This is a genomic window from Sphingomonas gilva, assembly GCF_003515075.1.
GTDB lineage: Bacteria > Pseudomonadota > Alphaproteobacteria > Sphingomonadales > Sphingomonadaceae > Sphingomonas > Sphingomonas gilva.
This window is the reverse complement of sequence record NZ_QWLV01000007.1, coordinates 176,450-195,756: the sequence shown is the minus strand read 5'-3', so window position 1 is coordinate 195,756 and position 19,307 is coordinate 176,450. Positions and strand designations below refer to the sequence as shown.

General features: G+C 64.8%; 18 protein-coding genes. 1 reads left to right on the top strand and 17 read right to left on the bottom strand.

The window, feature by feature from the left end:
- Position 1: 1 nt before the first annotated feature.
- From trbL to D1610_RS14210, 8 genes are all read right to left on the bottom strand, one after another.
- Complete coding sequence (gene trbL, locus D1610_RS14245) at positions 2 to 1,306, bottom strand: P-type conjugative transfer protein TrbL (RefSeq protein ID WP_118864841.1); 1,305 nt, start codon at positions 1,304 to 1,306, stop codon at positions 2 to 4.
- Between the two features lie 132 nt (positions 1,307 to 1,438).
- On the bottom strand, positions 1,439 to 2,185 hold the full coding sequence (gene trbJ, locus D1610_RS14240) for a P-type conjugative transfer protein TrbJ (RefSeq protein ID WP_118864840.1): 747 nt from the start codon (positions 2,183 to 2,185) through the stop codon (positions 1,439 to 1,441).
- Entirely contained in the window at positions 2,185 to 4,644 is a 2,460-nt protein-coding gene (gene trbE / locus D1610_RS14235; protein WP_118864839.1) for a conjugal transfer protein TrbE, read from the bottom strand. The genes trbJ and trbE overlap by 1 nt, the downstream gene beginning before the upstream one ends.
- The gene (locus D1610_RS14230; RefSeq protein ID WP_118864838.1) at positions 4,638 to 4,910 is read right to left on the bottom strand and encodes a VirB3 family type IV secretion system protein; all 273 of its coding nucleotides are present in this window, start codon (positions 4,908 to 4,910) and stop codon (positions 4,638 to 4,640) included. The genes trbE and D1610_RS14230 overlap by 7 nt, the downstream gene beginning before the upstream one ends.
- Positions 4,907 to 5,248 (bottom strand): TrbC/VirB2 family type IV secretion system protein, encoded by a 342-nt coding sequence (locus tag D1610_RS14225; protein ID WP_182466846.1) that lies wholly within the window; start codon positions 5,246 to 5,248, stop codon positions 4,907 to 4,909. Before D1610_RS14225 ends, D1610_RS14230 begins: the two co-directional genes overlap by 4 nt.
- Positions 5,245 to 6,234: a P-type conjugative transfer ATPase TrbB gene (trbB, locus tag D1610_RS14220; protein ID WP_182466845.1), complete on the bottom strand. Its 990-nt coding sequence runs from the start codon at positions 6,232 to 6,234 to the stop codon at positions 5,245 to 5,247. Before trbB ends, D1610_RS14225 begins: the two co-directional genes overlap by 4 nt.
- Positions 6,231 to 6,635, bottom strand: a complete 405-nt coding sequence (locus D1610_RS14215; protein WP_118864836.1) for a ribbon-helix-helix domain-containing protein — start codon at positions 6,633 to 6,635, stop codon at positions 6,231 to 6,233. Before D1610_RS14215 ends, trbB begins: the two co-directional genes overlap by 4 nt.
- A 4-nt stretch (positions 6,636 to 6,639) precedes the next feature.
- Positions 6,640 to 8,670 (bottom strand): conjugal transfer protein TraG, encoded by a 2,031-nt coding sequence (locus D1610_RS14210; RefSeq protein ID WP_118864835.1) that lies wholly within the window; start codon positions 8,668 to 8,670, stop codon positions 6,640 to 6,642.
- A 184-nt stretch (positions 8,671 to 8,854) separates the two neighbouring features.
- On the opposite strand from D1610_RS14210, the gene D1610_RS16885 reads away from it, so the two are divergent.
- Positions 8,855 to 9,097 (top strand): hypothetical protein, encoded by a 243-nt coding sequence (locus D1610_RS16885; protein WP_147414345.1) that lies wholly within the window; start codon positions 8,855 to 8,857, stop codon positions 9,095 to 9,097.
- A 25-nt stretch (positions 9,098 to 9,122) separates the two neighbouring features.
- Here D1610_RS16885 and D1610_RS14205 read toward each other — a convergent pair whose 3' ends face one another.
- From D1610_RS14205 to D1610_RS17165, 9 genes are all read right to left on the bottom strand, one after another.
- A complete protein-coding gene (locus D1610_RS14205) occupies positions 9,123 to 11,030 on the bottom strand; it encodes an ATP-dependent helicase (protein ID WP_118864834.1) in 1,908 nt (635 codons plus the stop codon).
- Positions 11,027 to 12,928, bottom strand: a complete 1,902-nt coding sequence (locus D1610_RS14200) for an ATP-dependent nuclease (RefSeq protein ID WP_182466843.1) — start codon at positions 12,926 to 12,928, stop codon at positions 11,027 to 11,029. The genes D1610_RS14205 and D1610_RS14200 overlap by 4 nt, the downstream gene beginning before the upstream one ends.
- Before the next feature lie 125 nt (positions 12,929 to 13,053).
- Positions 13,054 to 15,036 carry a relaxase/mobilization nuclease RlxS gene (gene rlxS / locus D1610_RS14195; protein WP_118864832.1) on the bottom strand — a complete coding sequence of 661 codons (1,983 nt, stop codon included), beginning with the start codon at positions 15,034 to 15,036 and terminating at the stop codon, positions 13,054 to 13,056.
- Between the two features lie 344 nt (positions 15,037 to 15,380).
- Positions 15,381 to 15,737 carry a hypothetical protein gene (locus D1610_RS14190; RefSeq protein ID WP_245942262.1) on the bottom strand — a complete coding sequence of 119 codons (357 nt, stop codon included), beginning with the start codon at positions 15,735 to 15,737 and terminating at the stop codon, positions 15,381 to 15,383.
- A 278-nt stretch (positions 15,738 to 16,015) separates the two neighbouring features.
- The gene (locus D1610_RS14185; protein WP_118864830.1) at positions 16,016 to 16,624 is read right to left on the bottom strand and encodes a lytic transglycosylase domain-containing protein; all 609 of its coding nucleotides are present in this window, start codon (positions 16,622 to 16,624) and stop codon (positions 16,016 to 16,018) included.
- Positions 16,612 to 17,127, bottom strand: a complete 516-nt coding sequence (locus D1610_RS14180) for a S26 family signal peptidase (protein WP_245942260.1) — start codon at positions 17,125 to 17,127, stop codon at positions 16,612 to 16,614. Before D1610_RS14180 ends, D1610_RS14185 begins: the two co-directional genes overlap by 13 nt.
- Positions 17,120 to 17,356 carry a helix-turn-helix domain-containing protein gene (locus D1610_RS14175; RefSeq protein WP_118864882.1) on the bottom strand — a complete coding sequence of 79 codons (237 nt, stop codon included), beginning with the start codon at positions 17,354 to 17,356 and terminating at the stop codon, positions 17,120 to 17,122. The genes D1610_RS14180 and D1610_RS14175 overlap by 8 nt, the downstream gene beginning before the upstream one ends.
- Before the next feature lie 153 nt (positions 17,357 to 17,509).
- Entirely contained in the window at positions 17,510 to 17,812 is a 303-nt protein-coding gene (locus D1610_RS14170; protein WP_118864828.1) for a DUF736 domain-containing protein, read from the bottom strand.
- Between the two features lie 407 nt (positions 17,813 to 18,219).
- Positions 18,220 to 19,176, bottom strand: a complete 957-nt coding sequence (locus D1610_RS17165) for a hypothetical protein (RefSeq protein WP_182466842.1) — start codon at positions 19,174 to 19,176, stop codon at positions 18,220 to 18,222.
- Positions 19,177 to 19,307: the final 131 nt, after the last annotated feature.

The following is a 19,307-nucleotide window of genomic DNA, read 5'->3' as shown; positions in this document are numbered from 1 at the left end:
GCTACTCCTTTTCCTTGATGTCGGGGGTTGCGGAAGCGCCGCCTCGGTCGCCCTGCTGGAGCGTGTGCACCGCGATTTGACGATGGTGGCGGGCGGTCTGCTGGGCGCGCATTGCCCGCGCCCAGCCGGGCGTGCCGTCGCCGGTGCCATCGCTACCGCCACCGCCACCGCCACCGCCGGATGACGATCCGGAAGAGCGATTGAGCGCGGACCAGGCTGCATTGCGGCCGCGTTCGGCGGCGGCGCCCAGGCCGAGCGTGCTTTCCATCTTCTGCGCAGCGGCGCCCTTGGCGGCGGATGCCATGCCGCCCATTGCGGAGCCGCCAGTTTCGCGGCCGAGTTGCGCGGCCGTCGAGGCAGCCGAACCCATCGATGTGCCGGCGCGGATCGCGCCGAGCGCGCCTCCGCCGATCGCGCCTGCCGCGCCCGCGGCCGCACCTCCGGCGAGCATGGTAACGCCGGCTGCGCCAACTGCCGTGCCGAGCGCGGCACCCGCGCCGAGCTGGGGTGCGCCGGCAACCAGGCCCGAGGCGATGCCGGGGCCGAAGATGCCGAGGCCGAACAGCGAAAGCGCACCGAGCGCCAGGCTCATCGCCGCGCCGAGATCGGGCTCCTGGCCCTGCATCGACGACACGAACTCGGAGAAGAAATTCGACCCGATCCCGACGACGACGGCCAGCACCATCACCTTGATGCCCGAGCTGACCACGTTGCCGAGCACGCGTTCGGCGAGGAAGCTGGTGCGGTTCCAGAGCGCGAACGGCACGAGGATGAAACCGGCCAGCGAGGTCAGCTTGAACTCGATGATCGTCACGAACATCTGCACGGCGAGAATGAAGAAGGCGAGGATGACGATCGCCCAGGAGAACAGCAGCACCATGATGGTGATGAAGTTCTCGAAGAAACTGATGAACCCCATCATGCTCGACGCCTGATCGAGCAGCGGCCATGCGGCGGAGAAGCCGGTCGATGCCACCCGTCCGGGGCGGAGCAGGTCGTCGGCGCTGAGCGTCCCGCCGCCCGCGGTGAGCCCGGCCTGCGCGAACGACTTGAAGATGATGTCGGCGAGCGTCGAGAAGCTGTTCAGGATGAAAGCGAACACGCCGACATAGAGGATTTTCTTGATCAGGCGGCCGAGGACATTGTCCTCGCCACCCATCGCCCAGAACAGGCCGGCCAGCGTGACGTCGATCCCGATCAACGTCGTGGTGAGGAAACCGACATCGCCGCCGAGCAGGCCGAAGCCGCTGTCGATGTAGCGGATGAACGCCTGCATGAAGCGATCGATGACACCCAGGTCCTGCACAGCTCAGCTACTTTCGTCTTGAGGAAGGTGTCGCGGGGTCCGGCGGCCATGAGGGGGAAAGCCCTTCGGACCCCGCGACGAGACGGCGCGTTCGGGGAGCTGGGAGCGCGCCGCCTCAGCTCGTCGATGCGCCTATTGGCGGGTGTATGCCTGACCCGTGCCGAGGAACTTCTTGGTCCTCGCCCGCCCTTCGGCCTCGGCCTGCGCACGGCGCGCCGCCTCGGTCGCCTCGGCACGGTATTGCGCCGCCATCAGGTTCTGGATCTGGAACTGCTGCTTGGCGGTCAGTGCGAGCAGCTGGTTGGTCGCTTGGCCGACCTGCAGGCTGCCCTCGGCGCCCTGACTGCGCGCAACGATGTCACGCAGCACGCCGGCATCGCTCTGGACATTGGTGACAATCTGCGACTGCACGCCCATCGCCTGCCGGAACCCGGACATCGCCGCGTCCAACCGCGCCTTGGCGGCGACCACCTGGCTATTGCCGGTCAGCGCATTGCTGAAGTCCTTGGGAAACAGTTGGGCGAACTGCTGGTCCAGCCCGTCGATCCGAAAATCGATCCCCTGCGCCTGACCCATCAGCCGGTCGATCGCTTGCAGGTTTTGGTTGAGCTGCTGAAGCTGCGGGAAGTCGATTCGGCTGAGATTCTTCGCCTGGTTGATCAGCATCGCCGCTTCGTTCTGGAGCGACTGGATCTGGTTGTTGATCTGGGTGAGCGTCCGCGCCGCGGTCAGCAAATTCTGGCTGTAGTTGGTCGGGTCGAACACGCTGATCTGCGCGTGCGCCGGGGCGCTCGCGGTGATCAACCCGCACGTCAGCGAACCGGCGGTGCCGATGCCGAGCGCGGTCGCGATCAGGAATTTGCGGTTGAGAATACGCATTACACTTCTCCTTCTTGGGGGGCTGGGGAATTCGGGAAATCGGCGAGCAGGCCGGCGGCCCAGTCGAGGCCGGCGTCGCTCAGGAAGCGGCGGGCGAAATCGCCCTGCCCGTGCTCGGCGAGGAGCGCGTCGATGCGCGTCTGGGTGGCGGGATCGGAGGCGCCGCACAGCGCCAGCGCGACCGGACCAAGCCCCAGCTCGAACAGGCGGTTTCCGCGGGCGGACTGGAGATAATATTGCCGCTTGGGCGTGGCGCGGCTGACCAGCTCGATCTGGCGGTCGTTGAGGCCGAACCGCTCATAGGCGGCGCGGGACTGGGGCTCGATCGCGCGATCGTTGGGCAGCAGGATGCGCTGCGGGCAGCTCTCGATGATCGCGGGTGCGATCGAGCTGCCGGCGATATCGGCGAGGCTCTGGGTCGCGAAGACGACCGCGACGTTCTTCTTGCGGAGCGTCTTCAGCCATTCGCGGATGCGCGCGGCGAACAGCGGATGGTCGAGGAAGATCCAGGCTTCGTCGAGCACCAGCAGCGTCGGACGACCGTCGAACCGCTCCTCGAGCCGGTGGAACAGATAGGTGAGCACCGGCGCGACCACGCCGGCCTGACCCATCAGCGCCTCGGTCTCGAAGCACTGCACGTCGGCGATGGCGAGGTCATCTTCGGCGGCATCGAGCAGCCGGCCGAACGGGCCTTCCAAGGTGTAAGGCGCCAGCGCCGAGCGCAGCGCGGTCGATTGCAGCAGCAGCGCCAAGCCGGTCAGCGTCCGCTCCTCGACCGGCGCGGTGGCGAGGCTGTTCAGCGCCGACCAGAGCGCTTCCTTGATCTCGGGGGTGACCGCGACATGCTCATGCGCCAGCAGCGCCGCGATCCACTCGGCCGCCCAAGCGCGCTCATCGCCGCGGTCGATATGGCGCAGCGGCTGGAACGCGATTGGCCGGGCTTCGCCCTCATGCTCGCCGCCGAGCCCAAGCGCATGGTGCGCGCCGCCCATCGCCAGCACCGCGGCACGCGCGGAGAAGCCCTTGTCGAAGACATAGACCTGCGCACTAGGGTAGCGGCGGAACTGGAGCGCCAGCAGCGCGAGCAGCACCGATTTGCCCGCGCCGGTCGGGCCGACGATCAGCATATGACCGACATCGCCGATATGGGTGCTGAGCCGGAACGGCGTCGAGCCGCTCGTCTCCGCGTAGAGCAAAGGCGGTCCGTCGAGATGCGCGTTGCGGACCGGTCCCGCCCAGACCGACGACAGCGGCATCAGATGCGCAAGGTTCAGCGTGTGGACGATCGGCTGGCGGACGTTGGCGTAAACATGACCGGGCAGCGAGCCGAGCCAGGCTTCGACCGCATTGATGCTCTCGAGGATCGTGGTGAAGCCGAGGCCGTTGACGATGCGCTCGACCGCACGAACCTTCTCATCGGCGCGGGCGCGATCGGCATCCGCGATCGTGATCATGGTGGTCAGATAGCCGAAAGCGACATGGTCGCCACCGAGCGCTTGGAGCGCAAGATCGGCATCGACCATCTTGTTGTCGGCGTCGCTGTCGAGCAGCTGGACCGGCTGGTTATAGATGACCTCGCGCAGCATCGCGGTGACCGACTTGCGCTTGTTGAACCATTGCCGGCGAAGCTTGGTCAGCGCCTTGGTCGCATCGGTCTTGTCGAGCGCGATGAAGCGCGTGACCCAGCGATAGCCGAAGTCCTGGTGGTTGAGCGCGTCGAGGATCCCGGGCCGGCTGAGGTTGGGGAACCCCAGGATCGTCAGCGTGCGCAGATGCTGGTCGCCGAGCCTCGGCTCGAGCCCGCCGGTCAGCGGCGTATCGGCCAGCACCGCATCGAGATACATCGGCGTCTCGAGCACGGCGACGGCGTGCCGCGCGGTCGAGATCGTGCCGTGCAGGAAGGTCAGCGTCTCGGCATCGTCGAGCGCCCGCACGTCCGGCATGAACCCGGAGAAGAGATCGAGCGCGCGGTCGGTTTCCGCAACGAAGGCTTCGAGCGCCTGCCTCCAGTCGCGGCCCTGCCTGTCGTCGCTGCGCTCGACCAGCGCCCGCCCGGCGGTATCGGCCTGATCGGCCGGCGGCATGAAGGTGAGCGTGAGATGATAACGGCTCTCGAAATGCGCACCCGCCCCTTCGAACCCGGCACGGCGCTCCTCATCGACCAGCCAAGAGGCCGGGTCGGGAAAGCCGCTCGCCGGATAGCCGAGCGCCTCACGGCGTTCCGCTTCGAAGTGGAGCGCCCAGCCGGTGCCGAAGCGCTTCAACACATTATTGGCGCGCGCACAGGCCGAGATCAGCTCGGCTTCGGTGGCGGATTCGAGATCGGGACCTCGGAACCGCGCAGTGCGCTGGAAGCTCCCGTCCTTGTTGAGCACGACGCCCGGTGCGACCAGCGCCGCCCAGGGCAGGTGATCCGCCAAGCGGTCGGCACGGTTGCGGTATTCGCGCAGGCTCAGCATGCAAGATGTCCCTTCTGACGGAGGTGCCGGGCCAGGACGGACGCGAAGTCCGGATCGCGCTTGGCGGCGAACACCGCGAGCGTGTGTCCGAGCGCCCAGACCACCAGCCCCGCGATCCATTGCTGGAGGCCAAGCCCGAGCGCGGCGGCGACCGTGCCGTTGACGATCGCGATTGTCCTTGGGGCGCCGCCGAGCAGGATCGGCTCGGCGAGCGAACGGTGCAGCGGGGCTTCGAACCCCTCGATATGTTGACCCCCGCCGATCACGCGATCAGCGCCCCGCCGCCGAACGAGAAGAACGACAGGAAGAAGCTCGACGCGGCGAACGCGATCGAAAGCCCGAAGATGATCTGAATGAGCTTGCGGAATCCGCCGGCGGTTTCGCCGAACGCCAGGGTCAGGCCGGTGACGATGATGATGATCACCGCAACGATCTTGGCAACGGGTCCCTGGACCGATTCCAGCATCTTCTGGAGCGGCTCCTCCCAGGGCATGCCCGAGCCAGCGGCATGGGCGCTGCTCGCGACCGCAAGCGCGAGGCCGAGCGCGGCTCCGACCAGAAGCGCGGAATGGTGGTGGGACAGACGGGCAAGACGCATGGTCATTCTCCTTGGGGTTGGCTGGAAGGATCGGGGGTGAGGTCGAGGACCGCGTAGTTGCCGTCGGGATCGAAGCCGGCGACGCGCGCGATCGTCTCCACGCGGCGAGCAACGCCTCGGCCGGAGATGAAGACGATCATGTCGATAGCCTCAGCAATCAGGCGCTGCGGCACGGTGACGACCGTCTCCTGCACAAGCTGCTCGAGCCGGTAGAGCGCCGACACGGCGCTGTTCGCGTGGACCGTGGCGATGCCGCCGGGATGGCCGGTGTTCCACGCCTTGAGCATGTCCAGCGCTTCGGCGCCGCGGACCTCGCCGACGATGATCCGGTCGGGGCGCAGGCGCAGTGTCGATCGGACCAAATCGGCCATGCCGACAATGCCGGGCCGGGTGCGCAGCGCCACCACATCGGACGCGGCACATTGCAGCTCGCGTGTATCCTCGATGATGAGGACGCGTTCGTCGAGGTGCGCCATTTCGGCGAGCAGCGCGTTGGCGAGCGTGGTCTTGCCGGACGAGGTGCCACCGGCGACGAGGATATTCTTGCGATCAACGACCGCCAGGCTGAGTAGCCGCGCGGTTTCGGCCGGCATCAGGCCGTCGCTCACATAGTCGAGCAACGTGTAGATCTTCGCCGCGGGCTTGCGGATCGAGAAGCACGGGGCGAGCGATACAGGCGGCAGGATACCTTCGAACCGCTCGCCGGCACCCTCGCCATGCGGAGGCAGCTCGGCCGACACGATCGGCGAGGCGGCATGGACTTCGGTTCGCGCATGGCTGGCGACCAGCCGGATGATCCGCTCGACCTGCGCGGGATCGTAGCGCGTTCCGGTATCGGTGCGGCCTTCGCCGAGCCGGTCGAGCCGCAGCGCGCCGTCGGGATTGACCATGATCTCGATGACCGCCGGATCGGACAGTGCGGCGGCAATAGTCGGTCCCATCGCGGTGCGCAGCATCGCGCGGCGGCGATCGGCTGAGAGCGTCTCGCTCATTGCAGCGCCTCCCCCTCTTCGAGTTCACCGATGGAGCGTTTGCCCGAGCCGATCTGGCGGCCGACCTGGGTTACGAACGCCTCGAACCGTTCGCGCCCTACCGCGCGCGCGGCGCTATCTGCTTCCGGCAGTGGCGCGGTGACCATCAACTGGTAGCGGACAAACAGCGACAGGCTTTCGAGCAGCACTTCTATGTCGCGCCGGGCATGGCCGATCTCGCGCGAGATGCGGTCGAGCCGGCCTTTCAGAAGATCGTCGATCTCCTTGGTGCCGCGCCGCGCGAGGTAAGCGGCCAGCGCATCGCTGACGATCTGTGACTTGTTCGCGCCCGGCTTCCTGGCCAGGTCGTCGAGGGCATCGCTGAGCGCGCGATCGATATAGAGGTTCTGCCGGAACTTCATGGGATCACAGACCCGGCAGCAGGTCGCGCCCGCTGCCCTCGTTGAGGCCGTAGCCGCGCGCGACCGCGCTTAAACCGCGGGCGCGATCCATAGTCTTCAGATCGGTGGCGGGATCGCTTTCTTCCTGTTCGGCGGCGAGCAGGTCGAGCTGCTTGGGCTCTTCGCGCTTCGGTGTGGCCTCTTCGCTGAGGCCCGGATGGCGCTGCTGCTGGAGGCCGCCGTCCTCGGCCTCGACCTCGGCCGCATCTTCGGCGCGCGAGAGACGCGCATCCGGTCTGCGGGCGAAGCTGCCCCAATCGTTCGAACGCGCCTTCGGCCGGTCTGCATAAATGCCGTCGACCAGCGCCGGTGGCGGCGCGATGCGAGCGGTGAAGTTGCGGTCCTCATAGTAGCGCAGCTTCTGCGCGCGGATCGGCGCCAGCCCTGAGACTAGCACCAGCTCATCAGCCGGCGGCAGCTGCATCACCTCGCCCGGCGTCAGCAGGGGCCGAGCGGTCTCCTGCCGGCTGACCATGACGTGAGCGAGCCACGGCGCGAGACGGTGGCCGGCATAGTTACGCATCGAGCGCTGTTCAGTGGCTGTGCCGAGCGCATCGGAGATGCGGCGTGCCGTGCGTTCGTCGTTCGTGGCGAATGCGACGCGGACGTGGCAATTATCGAGGATCGAATTGTGCTCGCCATACGCCTTCTCGATCTGGTTGAGCGATTGGGCGATCAGGAATGCGCGCACGCCGTAGCCGGCCATGAATGCGAGGCTGGTCTCGAAGAAATCCAGGCGGCCAAGCGCCGGAAACTCGTCGAGCATCATCAGCAGCTGGTGCTTGCGGCCCTTGCCGGGCTCACCTTCCAGCTTCTCGGTCAGCCGACGGCCGATCTGGTTGAGCACCAAACGCACGAGCGGCTTGGTGCGGCTGATGTCCGACGGCGGAATGACTAGATAGAGCGAGACCGGCTGCTGCGATTCGACGAGATCGGCGATGCGCCAGTCGCAGCGCGACGTGACCTCGGCGACGGTGGGATCGCGATAGAGGCCGAGGAACGACATTGCCGTGCTCAGCACGCCCGAGCGTTCGTTCTCCGACTTGTTGAGCACCTCGCGGGCGGCCGACGCGACGACGGGGTGAACCTGCGGCTGTTCGGGCGTTCCGAGATGATTGGTGGTCATCATCCGCTTGAGCGTCGCGACGAAGGGCCGCTGCGGGTCGGACAGGAAGGTGGCAACGCGTGCCAGCGTCTTCTCCTCCTCGGCATAGAGGATGTGGAGGATCGCACCGACCAGCAGCGAATGGCTGGTTTTCTCCCAATGGTTGCGCCGTTCAAGCGCGCCCTCGGGATCGACCAGGATATCGGCGATGTTCTGGACGTCGCGGACCTCATTCTCGCCGCGCCGCACTTCCAGCAGCGGATTGTAACGGGCCGATCGCGCGTCGGTCGGATTGAAGAGGAGCGCGTGGCTGAAGCGCGAGCGCCAGCCGGCGGTCAACTGCCAGTTCTCCCCTTTGATGTCGTGGATGACGGCCGAGCCGGTCCAGCTCAGCAGCGTCGGAACGACCAAGCCAACACCCTTGCCGCTACGGGTCGGCGCGAACGCCATGACATGCTCGGGGCCGTCATGCCGGAGATAACGGCCATGATAGCGGCCGAGGAAAGCACCGGCGTCGCCGATCAGCCCGGCGCGCTCGACCTCGCGCAGCTCCGCCCATCGTGCCGAACCATAGGTAGTGACATGGCGCTGTTGCCTCGCGCGCCACAACGAACCGAAGATCGCTGCGGCGCAGCCGACGAAGCCGCTGGCGCCGGCAAGCGTCCCCGCCTTGTCGAAGACGTGCGGCGCATAGGCGTCGTAGTGATACCACCACGAAAAGATCGCCCAGGGCCGATAGACCGGTCGATCGAACAGATTGAACCAGGGGAAGCCGAGCTGCGGCTGATATGCCAGCATCGCGGCCGCCCACTGCGTCGCTGCCCATACGCCCGCGATTACGATCGCGAAGACGATCAGAATCTGGCCGATTAGCAGCTTGGTCGGGGTCATCTGGGCGCTCCGCCCGGAGGGCGACACGCCGCTCCGGTTCTTGCCCGCAAGGATCGACAGAACCGGTTGTCGTGAAAATTACGGTCTCGACGCGGGAAGGCGCACGTCGACGCGCCTCGCTACGGCATCTCGGCGTGGGGGAAATCGGATTGACTCATTGTTCCACGTTTGTTCTCATAGCTACATGATGCGAATCGACGAAGAAGCCCTATCGCTCCATCTGGAAGTGGCGCTTGCCGGCACGGCGCCGGAACTGCTCAGCGATCTGACTGAAGCAGATTGCTGGCGCAGGAGGATTGCCGTTGCGGACGTCGCCCGACACCTTGCCGAGCGTCTGCGCTGTTTTGATATTCGGTGCGAGGAGATGGGTTCACCTCACCAAGGCCACCCGTCGCTCTTTCCTCACGATCTTGGGCCGATCGGCTGATGCGACTGGCCTGCTCGGCTCTGAACTAACCGCCGGCAAGCCCCATTTCCGAAAGAAAGCGCGACGGCGACTTAGACCAGCCACGATAGTTGGAGGCATAGGTCAGCGTAAGGCGCTCGCGAGTACGCGTAATGGCAACGAAGCAGTTGCGCCTTTCCTCTTCCATCTCGGCTGAAGCATCTCCCTGTTTGACGCTTTGCCAAGAGGGCATGACCGATTCAGCCAGCCCAACGACATAGACAGAGTCGAATTCTAAGCCCTTCGACGCATGAATCGTCATCAAGGTCACAGCCTCTGGATCGTGAGGCGGTTCCTTGGATCGAAGGGCTAGTCCTTGAATGACCTCATCCAGTTCGGGCTCGCTGCCCTTCTCTGACCGTATCTCCTTTAAGCAGACGTCCCAGGCAGCCTTGTCGTCCGCCGCGTCGCTGATAACACTCTCGTCACCGCCAGCCTTACTCACCAAAATCGGAATTGCCGCGCGGACCATGCTTCGCCACTGGCTACGCGATTGTGCGAGTTGAAGCCCGTAGCCTCCTAAGGTGGCAAGATACTCATTGCCGCTGGCAGTGGCAGTGTTGGCCCAATGCTCAAAATAGGAAGCACCTGCGGCATCGGCCTCAGCAGCCAGGATTTCGGCATCCAATTCGTCGCTGGCAACGCGGTTGGCAGCATCCACCATTAAGCGGAACACACGAACGTCATTCGGTCGGAGTGCTTGATCGAGGCAGGCCTGAAGCCAGTTGAATTCCGGGGAAATGAAGCGGTCGCGCCGTTGAGCTACGACGGCTTTGATTCCCTTCGCTTGGAGCGCCTGTTCGATGGGCAACAATATCGCGCGCGTTCGACCTAGAACCGCGGTTTGCCCCCATGAATCCCGGCCATTGCTGCCGATGCTTTCTGCAATCCATTGCTGTTCCTCGCCGTCCGTCGCGAGCACATGAACGGCGATGGCATCTTCGCTATCGGGCTTTGCCGCGACGATCGGCTGCTTTTCCGGTGTCCGGAATGTATTGTTAGCGACCAGCTTATTCGCTGCGGCCACGATCGCAGGCGGACAGCGGTGATTTTCAACGAGCTGCATCAGCTCGGGTTGAAAATCGGCACGGAATCGTTCGATCTGCCGATAGCTGGCGCCCGCCCATTGGTAGATGATCTGATCGTCATCCGCGACGGCGAAGACGTTCCGGAAAGAATCCCCCGCAGCAAGCCGGATCAGCCGGTACTGTGCTGGAGTGGTATCCTGGAACTCGTCCACGAGCCAATACGGATAAGTTTGCCGCACGCGTTCGGCGACGCCCGGAACATCGCGCAAGAGACGGCACGCCCCCAAAATGAGCCCATTGAAGTCCATGCTGTTATTTGCGCGCAGCGTGTTCTCATAAATCCGGTAGACGCGCGCGGCTGCCTCACCGGACTTCGCATCGCGAAATCGCTCGGCCGCCTTTTCGGGCACGATCAATCTAGACTTGAGCTGGTCTATCGTTTTGAGCCAGCGAACATCCTCCGCACTAACGGGCTCGCCGTTGGCCGCGGCGACGCCCAACGCATCGACAAGCAGGGCCTCGCGATCCGCGTCCTGATCGAAGATCGCGAAGTCCGGCGACATCTCCAGATGCGACCCGTGCTGCCGGAGCAATTGGGTGCAGAACGCGTGGAACGTACCGATAAGGGTTCGCTCGGTAAGTCCGGGCACCAATAGATCAACGCGCTCGCGCATCTCCATCGCTGCTTTGGTCGTGAACGTGAGTGCGAGGATGCGAAATTTCCGCTGGCGCGTCTCGTCGAGAATTCGGGCAATACGCGCAGTCAGCACGCGCGTTTTCCCCGATCCAGGTCCCGCGAGGACGAGCGCGGCTCCCTCGGTCGAGAGCACCGCCTCACGTTGGATGTCGCTCAAGCTGGCGAGAATGTTGTCCAGCTCGGTCGTCACTGCGCAGCACCCTTCAGCTCTTCGATGATCGCCACGAACTCAGCGGGCATCTGGCTTGCCAATGCTGCGTCGGTCTCCACCTGCAGTGCAAGCCGGCTGATACAGGCAACCTTGTTGTTCTTGAACTGGGCCACGAACTGATCATAGGAGCATGTCAGCGCCTGCTGCGAGGTCGCTTCGGCCAGCAGCGCGCGGAGTCGATGCTCATGCCCTTTCGCGAGCAGGCAGTCTTCCAAGTCGCTTGGCGACGGTAATGTTAAGAACCGTCCTTCGAGATCCTGATCCGTGAAGCCACGCTTAAGGAGCTGTCCGCGGAACTTGGTGGATTCAGGATCGCCATCCGTGATCATCAGCCAGGGAATACCGAACGACGTCGCGAGCGCCGGGTATATGTCCGCATCACCATTATTCTGGAAGTCGATCACGGCAACGCCGTGACGGTCGAGCGGGTAGCCGAGCGCCTTTCCGATCGCATGGAGGAGGACATACTCCGACTGCCCCTCGACGAGCAGCCAACGGCGGGCAAAGAATATTTCGCCGCGTATCCGGCGGCCAAGAAACGATAGCTCATGCTCCTCCTGGCGGGTGACGAGCCCACGCGAGCGATATCGCAAATCCCCAATAGCGGCCTCAATCGCGGCCTGGTCGGCTGCGGCCTTGTAGCAGCCCTTGAGTTTATCGCCGAGTTCCATGTCGAACCAGCTGGTAGCCGACACGCAGTTGGATGTCGGATCGCAGACGAGCATTTTGCCCTGATGCTCCGCCAGCGCGGCGACGCCTGCGTTCCAGACGAGCGTCGAGGGGACCGAGCGAGGCATATGGGAAACCTCGGTTTGGCCATTGCGCAGACGCACCAAGCGTAGATTGTGCAGCGGCACGTTCTGAACAAAATAGGGTGAGTGGGTCGTGACGAGTTTTTGCCCCGGTAGCTCGGTGACCCGCTCCCAGAGTGTCCGTGCCGCCTGAGGATGCAGATGCGCCTCCGGCTCCTCAAGGATGAAGATTGGCTCGGTCCCGGGCAACTCCTCCTCGGCGAGTTGCTGGAACACAGCCGCTTGGAATAGAAATATTACGGAGAGGCTCTGAAGTCCTTGCCCGTGATGATCGAGCGGCAACCAGGGACGGGCATCTTCATTCTTGAGCACGATGCCCGCGCGGGAAATCAGATCCCAAATATTCATCGGCAACATGCGAAGCCGCGCGTCTCCAACGCCTTCCCCGATCGCTATCTTCGTCGCCTGACCGATTGTCGCTGCGATCTCTGCGAGTTTAGGGTCCGCGCCCAGCAACTGGCTGTCGAGTTCATCGAGCGTGGCCGTGACGGCGCCTTCGATTTCGCTCGGAATGCGAATGGACTTGAGCAGCTTCGCCCACATTGACGAACGCGAGCCAAATTCATCCGCCGCATCGCGTAGCGCAGCCAAATAGAATAGCGGTGCGTAGGCAAAGAAATTGGAAAGGTTGGTCGCACGCTGGGATTTTTGCGTGAGCGCCTGGCCAGCAGCGTCGAGAAATTGCCAGGAGGGCTCGAACGCGTCGGTCTCGGCGTTCCATTCGCATGTGACACGCAGGCAAATGAGATTTCGGCCCTGCGGCGTTATCACCGTGAGATCATCAAGGTCCGCGACCATGTCCGGATCCCACGGCGCGTCCGCATGATCTTCGAGCCGCAGTAGTACGCGGACAGGATCGGCGGCCTTGGGATCATGGCTCTGGCCCGGACAGTGGACATCGAATTCAGTGAAACCCGTCCCCCTCCTTCCCCACCGTCGTGAAAGAGCGATGCGAACAGCCTCCATGATCGCGGTTTTCCCGCTATTATTTGCACCGATAAAGACAGTAGTTCGCTCAAGATCTAGGTTCAGCTCGCGAATGCAGCGGAAGTTCTCGATCTTCACCTGATTTATCAGCACACCTTTGCCCCTGCGGTATCGGCTTCCCCGGCGAAGACGATAGCCGAACGGCCGCGACTTGACGAACCGGTTTCGAAACCAATCCCAAGGGGTTCGCAGGCAGGCGGCGACTAGGAAATCGAAGGTCCCGCGCGCCCGCGACCGAAGCTCCAACTGACCCCGTCGCCGCGCATGATGCCGGACACGCTTTTCCCAACATGCCGATCAAGGATCGGCCGCCAAGGAACCAGCGTGAATTCTCGCGACTTTTCGACCAGCGCCAACCGCCCGCTAATAGTATCGACCGGCCCGCGATAGATGCCGGTGACGTTCGCGCCGGGCTCGGTCTCGGCAAACGGCATCCCCATTTCGCCCGACAATTGGACACCGATACGCAACAGCTCGCGACGCTGAAGCGCTGCGATCATGCCTACCTGATATGTCGTGATGCCATTGGCCTCTTCCGCCAACCCTTGCGCCACCAACCATTGGCGCCGGCGCGTCTGGGCCTCGCGTGCATCATGCCCGAACCCGGCATCGCGCAGCGCCGCCGGACCGTCCGCGACCAACTCGCGGTCGAGCCATGTCGCGCCCTCGACGCCGATCAGCCTTTCCAGCGGCTGCGAAGAAAGCGTCTCAACCGCTACTGGTCGGTCCTTCGCCCGCGCCGCTTCATAGGCCGCGGCCCGATCGAGATGATCCGGCGCAATGATCCATGTGCCGTCCGCCTCGCGCGTCGCACCGCGCGTCAGTCGCCGCATTGCCTCCAGGCGGCGAGCATGGGTTTCGGCGAATGCTTCGGTCGCGGATGGGTCATGGCGAAGATGCGCATCGATCGTGTAGCGCCCGCCATTGGCAGCAGCGACGCCGGCAACCGTGCGATCGGCCTCGCGCACGGCGGTTGCCACAGGCTCGATCCGGACGATCGCGCCGGTGGCATGCGGCTCGACATTCTCGCCCTTGCCGATGTCGACATAATGAGTGCGGCCATCGGTCGCCTCGACCAACAGATAGTGGCGGTCACTGGCCTCATCCGAAAGGCCGCGTTCGAGCACGCGACCGACCAGCGGCCGGGCATCGGGCGCGGCCGGTTCATAAATCGCTTGGTCGGCAAGCGCCGGCGTCGTCCCGCGCGCCGCAAATGCGCGCTGCATGGTGCGGATGACGTCGCCGCGCTCGCCCATGCGCTTCAGGGTGTCGGCGAGATCGGCGGGCAGTCGCCAGGTCGATGCGCCCATCTGTTCGGCGAGCCCCAGCCGTTCCAGCTTGCGCAGTCGTCCCATTCGGATGGTCTGCTCGAACGCGCTGCCGGCCGCCGAGCTGACGAGCTCGCCGGCATCGGCGTCGCGCAGCATCGCACGATCGATGCTGGTCAACCGCTCGTGCTCGACCTCACCGTAAAGCCGGGCTTGAATGGCGTCGTTGGTGCGCGGCCCGAGATCGAGATCGACCAGCTCGGCGGCACGCTCGCGCATCCCGTGCGTGATGTACTCATGGGCGACGATCAGATCCTTGCCGCGGTCGTCCTTGCCGCGGACGATGATGTGGGTATGCGGATGGCCGGTATTGAAGTGATCGACCGCCACCCAGTCGAGCTTCGTCCCGAGATCCTCTTCCATGCGCGTCATCAGCCGCCGGGTCAGGCCTTTGAGGTCATCATATTCGGCGCCGTCCTCGGGCGAGACGATGAAGCGAAACTGGTGGCGGTCGCCTTCGGCCTTTTCCAGGAACGCCTTGCCGTCGACTCTGTCCGCCTCGGCGCCGTAGAGCTGGCCGCGCGCGCCGTCGCGGGTCGTGCCGTCGCGCTCGACATAGCGGATATGCGCGCGCGCCGCGCCGAACCCCTTTCCTACGAGCTTGATCGTGCTCGCCTTGATGATGACGCGGCGCGCCCGGAATGCGGCATAACGGTTGCGGCTGCCGAGCACCCGGCCCACACCCGAACCGCGCCCAATCCGGCTGCCGTCGAAACGGCTGCGCCGACCCGCCACGCCCGCACCGCCGTGCGCGAGATTGGCTGCGGCTAAAACGCGGGATAGATACTTCCGCGCCTTCTTGTTGCCTTTGGCGCGCATGCGCCCCAGACGGGGCTCGAAATCGTCGTCGCTGCTCATGCTGGACCTGCGGAAATTGCGCGTTGAGCGGGCAGCATGACTCCGCCGAATGGCCATGAAAACCGGTGCCAAAAAAGGCGAGGACTTCCGCCGCTTTGACCGGCCTTGGCACCACGCTCAGCCGCTTGGTGCCAAAAATTCGGGAGCCCCTCAGAAAAAACGATGTGCAGACAATAGCTTATGGTGATGGACCGCAAGGCCAGCACCATTGCTTAATCTTGCCTTACCCCGAATCCCCCTGAAAACCGCCAATTCCTACCCATTTCCGCGACCAACCTATGCGAGCCGAGGCAAAAGAAGAGCGACGCTCTCCGCGAGCGCCGCTCCTCCGAACTGTACGATCATCACGCCTGCGCGAATGCCGTGCGTGCCTCCTGCTGGCGCCTGAATATGCGCTTCTCCATCATGCCATGCGCATTGCCATCGCCATCGACGATCATCACCGCTACGAACCATTTGCCGTCCAGCCGCCCGAAAATCTTCACGCGATCCAGCTCAAAATCCTCGTCATCCGCGCTCTCATACGTCCCGATCCAACACTCCTGAACGCGCGCATCCCAGTGAAATTCCACTTCCTCCGCTTCGAGAAACCGATGCGCCAAAGCCTCCCCGGCACCGCGTCCAAACTCGATTTCGAGACCCGAAATCAGCGCCGCCATCACCCGATCCGACGCCACGCCGATGCTCTGCATCATGCTCATAAGAACCTCCTCCACTCACGTCCTCATCATCAAGGACAGCCGTCCGACGACGGCCGGCGGAGCGGCTGTCAGGGCTGCGGAGGCGAAGCCGGAGCACCGCGAAGCGGCGGCGGAGGAACCGATTTTGTTGCGCTGAAAACGAACAAACACGCGCGCGAAGTGCGCTCACTATCGCGGCAAAATTGGAGGGGCCGCCGGCCTTGCACAGGCGTTCCGGCGGCCGTCATGCTGAGACTTGCCGAGACGAGCCCTCCACCCCCGCGATGGTAGCCAGACGCCTATTCCGGTAGGTGGTCACTTCTCAAGGTCACGAAAACATCCGGTGCCTTGGGACCGGCAGCCGGCGCTGTGGGTGTGGTGCGCAGGGCGAAAAAGAGCGCGTTGTACGGCGGCGCAATCGCGACGGCACGGCTTCCCGCTAGACCGCCGCCTACCGTGACAAGATAGGATCGCGTCTCGCCGGGCAGTCGTCTGCCGGTCGCGAGATGGTTGGCGTAGCGCGCGGGTCCGGCATTATAGGCGGCGAACATGCCCGAATAGCCGAACCGTTCGTACATCAGCCGCAGATAATAGGTGCCCGCCAGAATATTGTCGCGCGGGTCATGCGGATCGGCGCCAAGGCGAAGCACCGCGCGCATCTCCGCCCAGGTTCCGGGCATGAGCTGCATCAGCCCCATTGCGCCTGCGTGACTGGTGATCGGGCGCCCGTTCAGCCTCGTCTGCCCGCCGCTCTCGGCACGCATGACGCGCTCGATCCACGCCGCCGGGACTCCGAACCGCGCGGATGCCTCCTCGATATATGTGCGCCAGCGCCCGACCTGATCGGCGTGCGCCGGGGTCGCCGCCAGCAGCGCCAGCGCGACGGCGAGCGATCTCAACGTGCCCATAGCAAGGTCGCCTTCCCGATGATGTCACGGTACTCTGTCGGCCCGAAATAGCGCCCGTCGAACGATGCCGGACTGTCGGTCATCAGCAGGAACAGAGCGCCCTCGCGTAGCGTGACGCAGCCGCTCCATCCCGGCATGGGGCGACCGACCCCGTCGGCAGCAAGGCGCTTGGCGACCCGGCGACCATTGACGAATATCCGAGTCCCAAGCGCGCAGATAGTGTCGCCGGATTGGGCCGCGACGCGCTTCACCAGCGGGACGTTGGCGGGCAGATAATGGCGCCGGGCCGCGAGTTGGCGCGATGGCTCCGGCAGGCGGGCGATGACCATATCGCCGGTCGCCAGCGCGTCGGCAGAGCGCACGGCATAGAGTCCGATCGGGGCGCTGGCGCTGGCGTTCCATACCAGCAGTGGCCGAGGGGGAACCGCGATCGTCGCGGCGAGCGCGACGGCCAGCGCGCCGAGCGCGGCGGCATTCCGGCGCAGGCGGTGATGTTCACTCATGGCCGCCGGCCTCGCCGACATCCTGCGACCAACCGTCGAGATCGTCGATATGATAACGGATGTGGCGGCAATGGCGGCGAAAGCGCGGGCCGGTGCCGGCGCTGCGATGCTCCTGCAGCGTACGGGTGGACAACCCGAGATAATGCGCCGCCTGTTCCGGACTGAGGAACGGCGAGCCCTGCGCCGCGCGCGCCGCGCGTGCATTCTCGTTGTCATCTGCTGTGTTCATCGAACCCTCGCCGCTGCTGGGCGCGGCCTGGCGCCGCGCCTCGCGGCGAGACATGGCGTGGTGCGGATGCTGCGCAGAGGCACGAAAACGGGACGTCCCGAAATCGTGCCTGCCGAGGGGCGGCCCCGCGCCGTGGCGCGGGGCCGGGACCGGTCAGCGCGACCAGATCAGCTTGTGCTCGCCATTGTCGCCCTGCACGAGCGTCGCGTAGATCGGCGCCGGGAAGGACGGATCGTCGAGCTTCATCGACATATATTCGGCGCCGGTTTCGCGCGCGGCCTTGAGCCAGCCAGCGCCGAACTCGACCGCGCCCGCCTGCACCCGATAGTCGGGCGCCTTGCCATTGTCCTTGGGCGAGGGCCGCAGCGTCGCCTTGACGTTGAGCGTGAGGGTCCGGATGGTCCCAGTGTAAATCCCGCTTTCGCCGTCGCGGGTGAACGAACCGATCTGTGCCATGAAGCCAACTCCTGATTGCTCGAAGCCGCCCGATGCGGCCTCGATGGCGGTCGATCAGGCGGCGGGAACGCCGGACTGCACCTGTGGCCGAAGCGAAGCGGCGGACGGCGAAGCCGGGCTTTCTTGCCTCGCGAGGAAGGCGCGAAGCGCCGGGGAAGAAAGTTTGGCGCAGCCGTTGCAGGGCCGGCGGGACTGCCGTCAGACCCGCCAAATCGAAGGAGGCCGTGGCGCGGCTGATGAACGGTCGTAGGAGAAAAGAGTGCAGGATCGGGGGCGATTCCGCGCGAGGGAATCGGGACTACCGGGGCGGAATCCGCCGCTTCAAGCGTCCTGCCTTGCAGCGGATGCAGGGCCAGGTCAGCGACAAGGAGACAGATTCGGGATGGCGGACAAGATCAAGGGGTTGATCACGGTAATCGCGCCCGAACCGATCTGCGACGCGTGCATCGTCGAGCGGCTCGGCCTTTCGGCGCTGCACCAGGCCAGTCACCGCACGCGCGAACTGGCGAGATCGCGCGGCTTTGAACGCTGTCAGGATGCCTGCGGGACGTGCGGCAAGAGCGGCTCCGCGATCCGGCACAGGCTGGCGTGAGCGCAGCCCACCGCCTTCGAGCAGCTAGGCGGCGGTGACGCCGAATCCCCCAAAAATCTAGTCCGCCCATCGCCGCGCCGGAGCGGATTTCCTTGCCTCGCCCGTCTAAGAAAAGGGGGCTCCGGGGAGGGCCGCCTCGAAACGGGGGGCAAGGATGGGCGCGGGCGACGACGCCGAACAGGAAGATCGTCGCGGGCACCTTGCTGCGTGCGACCTGATGCGCGCTAAACAGGTTTCCACCGAGCTTCACCGCCTTGAGGAAGGTCGCTTCCTGCAACGCCGGCGACAGCTTCGCGTCGCTGTCGACGATCCCCTTGAGCTCCCTGCGCTGGCTTTCCGAGAATTCCGCATCCCATGCCGCGAACATGCGCTTCATCTTATGCGCCTCCGGGAGCAGGGCAGCGAGGGTGTCTTGCGCGTTGTCGCGGTGCGCGCGGAAATGCGCCTCCAGCTCGGGCGTCAGGGCTGCGTTGACGACGGTTTCGCAATAGGGCGCAAAGTCGCGGGTCTGCTTCCGGTCGATGAGACGCAGGAGGAGGCCGCGCGGCTGGCCGCTCATGTGGAGCAGATCGCGCGTATCCTTGAGGACGACGATCTGATCGGGATAGGCGCAGGCGATCTGCTGGACGCGCCTAGTGGTGTCAGGGCTCCTGGCCTTGAACCATTCCTCGAAGACCGTGCCGGGGAGCGCGGCAAGGTTGGAGCGCGAAGCGGCGAGATAATCGCGCATCCCGTCCCGGTCGGCGAAGTTGTTGTCGATCAGCACCAGCATGAAGCCGCTTTGCGGTGCAGTCCGTGGCGGCGTCAATCGTAAGCCAGAAACACAAAAAACCCGCGCCGCGAGGCAGCTTGCTGCCGAGCGGCGCGGCCGGATTTCGAGGGTCCAAAAGGAACGGGCGGGGT